At 71.1% G+C, this 4235-nt stretch carries 4 protein-coding genes; 1 reads left to right on the top strand and 3 read right to left on the bottom strand.

Translation table 11 applies throughout. The features are described 5' to 3' along the window. Positions 1 to 435 precede the first annotated feature (435 nt). Both BQ7388_RS06595 and BQ7388_RS06600 read right to left on the bottom strand, forming a co-directional pair. Positions 436 to 1581, bottom strand: coding sequence for a biotin--[acetyl-CoA-carboxylase] ligase (locus BQ7388_RS06595; protein WP_159430806.1), 1146 nt, complete (start codon positions 1579 to 1581; stop codon positions 436 to 438). Further along, entirely contained in the window at positions 1568 to 2044 is a 477-nt protein-coding gene (locus BQ7388_RS06600) for a carboxyl transferase domain-containing protein (RefSeq protein WP_072500070.1), read from the bottom strand. The genes BQ7388_RS06595 and BQ7388_RS06600 overlap by 14 nt, the downstream gene beginning before the upstream one ends. A gap of 339 nt (positions 2045 to 2383) precedes the next feature. On the opposite strand from BQ7388_RS06600, the gene pepI reads away from it, so the two are divergent. After that, complete coding sequence (gene pepI, locus BQ7388_RS06605; RefSeq protein ID WP_072500071.1) at positions 2384 to 3283, top strand: proline iminopeptidase; 900 nt, start codon at positions 2384 to 2386, stop codon at positions 3281 to 3283. A 185-nt stretch (positions 3284 to 3468) separates the two neighbouring features. Here the strand turns inward: pepI and accA are convergent. Then, positions 3469 to 4235, bottom strand: a 767-nt coding sequence (gene accA, locus BQ7388_RS06610; protein ID WP_129583179.1) for an acetyl-CoA carboxylase carboxyl transferase subunit alpha, incomplete at its 5' end; no start/stop codon positions are given.

Below are 4235 nucleotides of genomic sequence, written 5' to 3' on the forward strand. Positions count from 1 at the left end.
GAGGGCTGCCGGCACGCCTGCTTCGTGGAGGACACGCCGCGCTACCTGGCCATGCTTCGGGAGTGGCTGGACGAGAACGACTAGCTGGCGGCGGCAGGCGCGGTGGGCGACGACGAGCGCGACGGCTGCCCCGAGGCCGTCGCGTCGCGCACGCACAGGCGAACGCCGTTCTCGTCCAATGCGCACATCCCGCACGCGCAAACGCACGCACCTCTCGCCTTGCACGCGTAAGCGCACACGCTTTTCATCCTGCACGCGCAAGCGCACATCAGGCTTCGCGTTTCCGCAGATGGCGAGGGGGGCCGTTGTGCGCAACCGCGTGTTCGATGCCAGAGCTGTGCGCAATGGCGTGCAAGGCGTTCGCACGCGTGCGCTTCAGCGTGCACGGCATCCGCACGCGTGCGTTGCCGCTTGCTCGACGCCCGTGGGCGCGCGCTATCGCGTGCTCGGTGCAGCGCAATCGCGGCGGAGAAGCACGTCGCCGGCAGTCACGCGAACCGGCCACGAGCCGTCGCCGGAGGAGCCGTCGCTGGAAGAGCCGTTGCCATCCGCTGGAAGGACCTCGAGCGATCCGTCCGCGCGCACGTCCCCCGCGACGCCCTCCACCCTGCGACCTGCGGCAAGCTCGACCGTGACGGGATGCCCGCGAAGGACGTTCTCCACGTTCACGCGAGAGACGAGCTCGTCCCGCGCTGTCTCGCCGCCAAACGCGAGCGCGCCCATCTGCCGGCGCAGGCCACGCGCGATGCCGGCACACAGGCGGTCGCGCAGCTCGGCGAAGGGCGGCAGCCCGTCGAAGTGCAGCTGAAGCGACGTGGAGAGGGGCGTAGGCAGCCGGTCGGCCGCGACGAGGAGGTTGGCCCCGACGCCGACGACCACCCCCACGTCGTCCGCATCCGAGAACGCCACCTCCGAGAGGATGCCAGCAAGCTTGCGTCCGGCCAGGTAGACGTCATTGGGCCACTTGAGTCCGAGCAGCTGGGCGGGTCTAGCGGCGACCGCGGTTCCGGCACCATCGACAGCGTGCGCTGCGCCACCGGCATTGCCCGCGACACCGAGATCACCCGCGACACCGAGGCCACCAGCACCGACGACCACATCGCGCAGGGCGTCGAGCACGGCAAGGCCCGCGGCAAGGGTGAGCAGTCCCGAGTCCGAGCCCCGCATGAGGGAGGCGGGGAGCGCGAGCACGAAGGATGCCGTGAGCGAATCGCCCACGCCGCTCCGCCACGAGCGGCCAAGTCTGCCTCTGCCCTGGGTCTGCTCGTCGGCGACCACGAGGCAGGCGGGAACGCGGTCTACTCCTCGCCAGGGACGACCGCGCCACCCGTCCGCAGCGTCTCCAAAACCCGCGGACACGGGCAGGCTCCCCAGGCTGGGATAGAGCCTTCGCGCAAGATCGTTGGTCGACCCGCAGGTGGCGACATGCACCAGCTCGTCGCAGGCCTGTCGGGAGAGGGGGAGGTCATCACGACCTGCGTCACGACCTGCGTCACGACCCGCGTCGCGTCCCGCGTCGCGGCCAAGTCCTCCGTCGACGTTGACGACCGTCGCAGCAGAGGTGTCCTCAACGGCCGCCAAGGCCATCCGCCCCGCCCGCGCCGGAACCGTCTGCCGCCACGTCGACGCCANCGCCCTCGCCCACGATGACCGAGACGACGGGCACCCTGAGCCCGCCCATCTCCACCAGACTCGAAGCGATGGCCTCGCCCTGGCCGCGCTCCTCCGCGCCGACCCCGCAGTAGGCGCCCGAGGTGTCGACGAGGCATACCACGGGACGGCCGAACTTCTCGGCCTCGCGCATGAGGCGCTGGGCCTTGCGATAGCCCTCGGGGTTGGCCGAGCCGAAGTTGCGCGCGATGCGTTCCTTGGTGTCGCGGCCGCGCTCGGTGCCTATCACCGTCACGGGCCGGTTCCCCAGCAGCGCGATGCCGCCCACGATGGCCGCGTCGTCGCCGAAGAGCCGATCCCCGTGCAGCTCGAGGAAGCCGTCGAAGACCTGCTCCATCAGGGGGAGGACCGTCCCGCGCTCGCCGCCGCGCACGCGCGAGAGCAGCTCGTACGNAAAAGCCGTGGATGTGCGTGTCCACGAAGCCCGGCGTCACCCACTTGCCCGTGCAGTCCAGGACCTCTGCCCCCTCGGGCAGCTCCTGCACTACGGGCCTGAACGCGCCGTCCGCCACGGGCAGGTAGCCCGAAGCCACGACGCCGCCCGCCAGCACGATGCGGTCGGACTTGACGAAGAAGCCGTTCTGGTCCATGGTTCCTCCTCTTGGGCGGGAGCGACGGCCCCGGACGCGAGGTCGCTCTCCCCTTGGTTTCTCCCTGAGTATAGGCTGGGGGAGAAAGGCCACCAACACAGCTGCGACAGAAGGCCGGCAAGATGCACATCAGCGAAGGATACCTGCCCTTCTTGGGCCACCAGACCCATTGGCGCGTCGTCGAGCCAGACGAGGAGCTGCCCGGCCGTGCGCCGCTCGTGCTCCTGCACGGCGGACCGGGGTCGACGCACAACTACTTCGAGGTGCTGGACGACCTGGCCGACCTCGACGGCAGGAGGCTGGTCATGTACGACCAGCTGGGCTGCGGACTCTCGTGGGACGACGGGCTGGCGGGGCATGACGAGCTCTGGCGCGCGGACACCTGGCTGGACGAGCTCGACGCCCTGCGCGCGGGGCTTGGGCTGGAGCGCATCCACCTCCTGGGGCAGTCATGGGGCGGGATGCTGGCGCTCATGCACCTCCTGGACCGCGGGGGCGTGGGCGTGAGGTCGGTGGTGCTCAGCAGCACGCTGGCATCGGCGAGCCTCTGGGGCAGCGAGGGACACCGGCGGCTTCGCTACCTGGGCGCGAACGAGCGCAGGACCATGGAGGAGGCGGAGAGGAGCGGGCGCTTCGACACGCCGGAGTTCCGCGCCGCCGAGGCCCGCTACCTGGAGCTCTTCTGCGCCGGAGAGCCGGACGAGTCGAGCCCGGAGTGCCTGAGGAGGCCCAAGCGCACCGGCCGCGAGTCCTACCTCGCGGCGTGGGGAGACAACGAGCTCATGCCGAGTGGCACGCTCGCCGGCTTCGAGTACGCAGGGCGCCTGAAAGAGGTGCGCTGCCCCGCACTGGTGGTGAGCGGGACCCAGGACCTCTGCTCCCCGCTGGTCGCCAAGCAGCTCGCGGACGGCATCCCCGGGGCGCGTTGGGAGCTCTTCGAGGGCTGCCGGCACGCCTGCTTCGTGGAGGACACGCCGCGCTACCTGGCCATGCTTCGGGAGTGGCTGGACGAGAACGACTAGCTGGCGGCGGCAGGCGCGGTGGGCGACGACGAGCGCGACGGCTGCCCCGAGNTAGTCGCCGTTCTCACCTTGGGGCAGCTCCGGCCGGCGCTCGCCGCGTGCGACGTAGGTCATGGGCAGCACGGTGCACCCCAGCTCACGCGCCTCCTGGCGCGTGAGGCAGCAGGTGGAGTCCGTGACGATGGCTATTCCCGGCATAGCGCGTCTCCTCCCATGCGGCGGAAGCGGTCGTAGCGGCGCTCGAGCAACTCGTCCACGTCCAGACCAGCCAGGGCGTCGACCTCCTCGGCGAGCCGCGCGGAGAGGGACCGGGCGAACCCCTCGCCGCCCAGGCCCGCGTCGTCCACCACGTCGTCCACGATTCCCAGCTCGACGAGGTCGCGCGCCGTGACGCGCAGGGCCTCCGCCGCCTCCGCGGCGCGCGACGTGTCCTTCCAGAGGATGGACGCAGCGCCCTCCGGGCTCACGACCGAGTACACGGCACCCGAGAGCATGAGCGTCCGGTCGCCTGCGGCCAGGGCGAGCGCCCCACCAGAACCGCCCTCGCCCACGATGACCGAGACGACGGGCACCCTGAGCCCGCCCATCTCCACCAGACTCGAAGCGATGGCCTCGCCCTGGCCGCGCTCCTCCGCGCCGACCCCGCAGTAGGCGCCCGAGGTGTCGACGAGGCATACCACGGGACGGCCGAACTTCTCGGCCTCGCGCATGAGGCGCTGGGCCTTGCGATAGCCCTCGGGGTTGGCCGAGCCGAAGTTGCGCGCGATGCGTTCCTTGGTGTCGCGGCCGCGCTCGGTGCCTATCACCGTCACGGGCCGGTTCCCCAGCAGCGCGATGCCGCCCACGATGGCCGCGTCGTCGCCGAAGAGCCGATCCCCGTGCAGCTCGAGGAAGCCGTCGAAGACCTGCTCCATCAGGGGGAGGACCGTCCCGCGCTCGCCGCCGCGCACGC

It is taken from the genome of Olsenella phocaeensis (assembly GCF_900120385.1).
GTDB classification, from domain to species: Bacteria; Actinomycetota; Coriobacteriia; order Coriobacteriales; family Atopobiaceae; genus Olsenella_I; species Olsenella_I phocaeensis.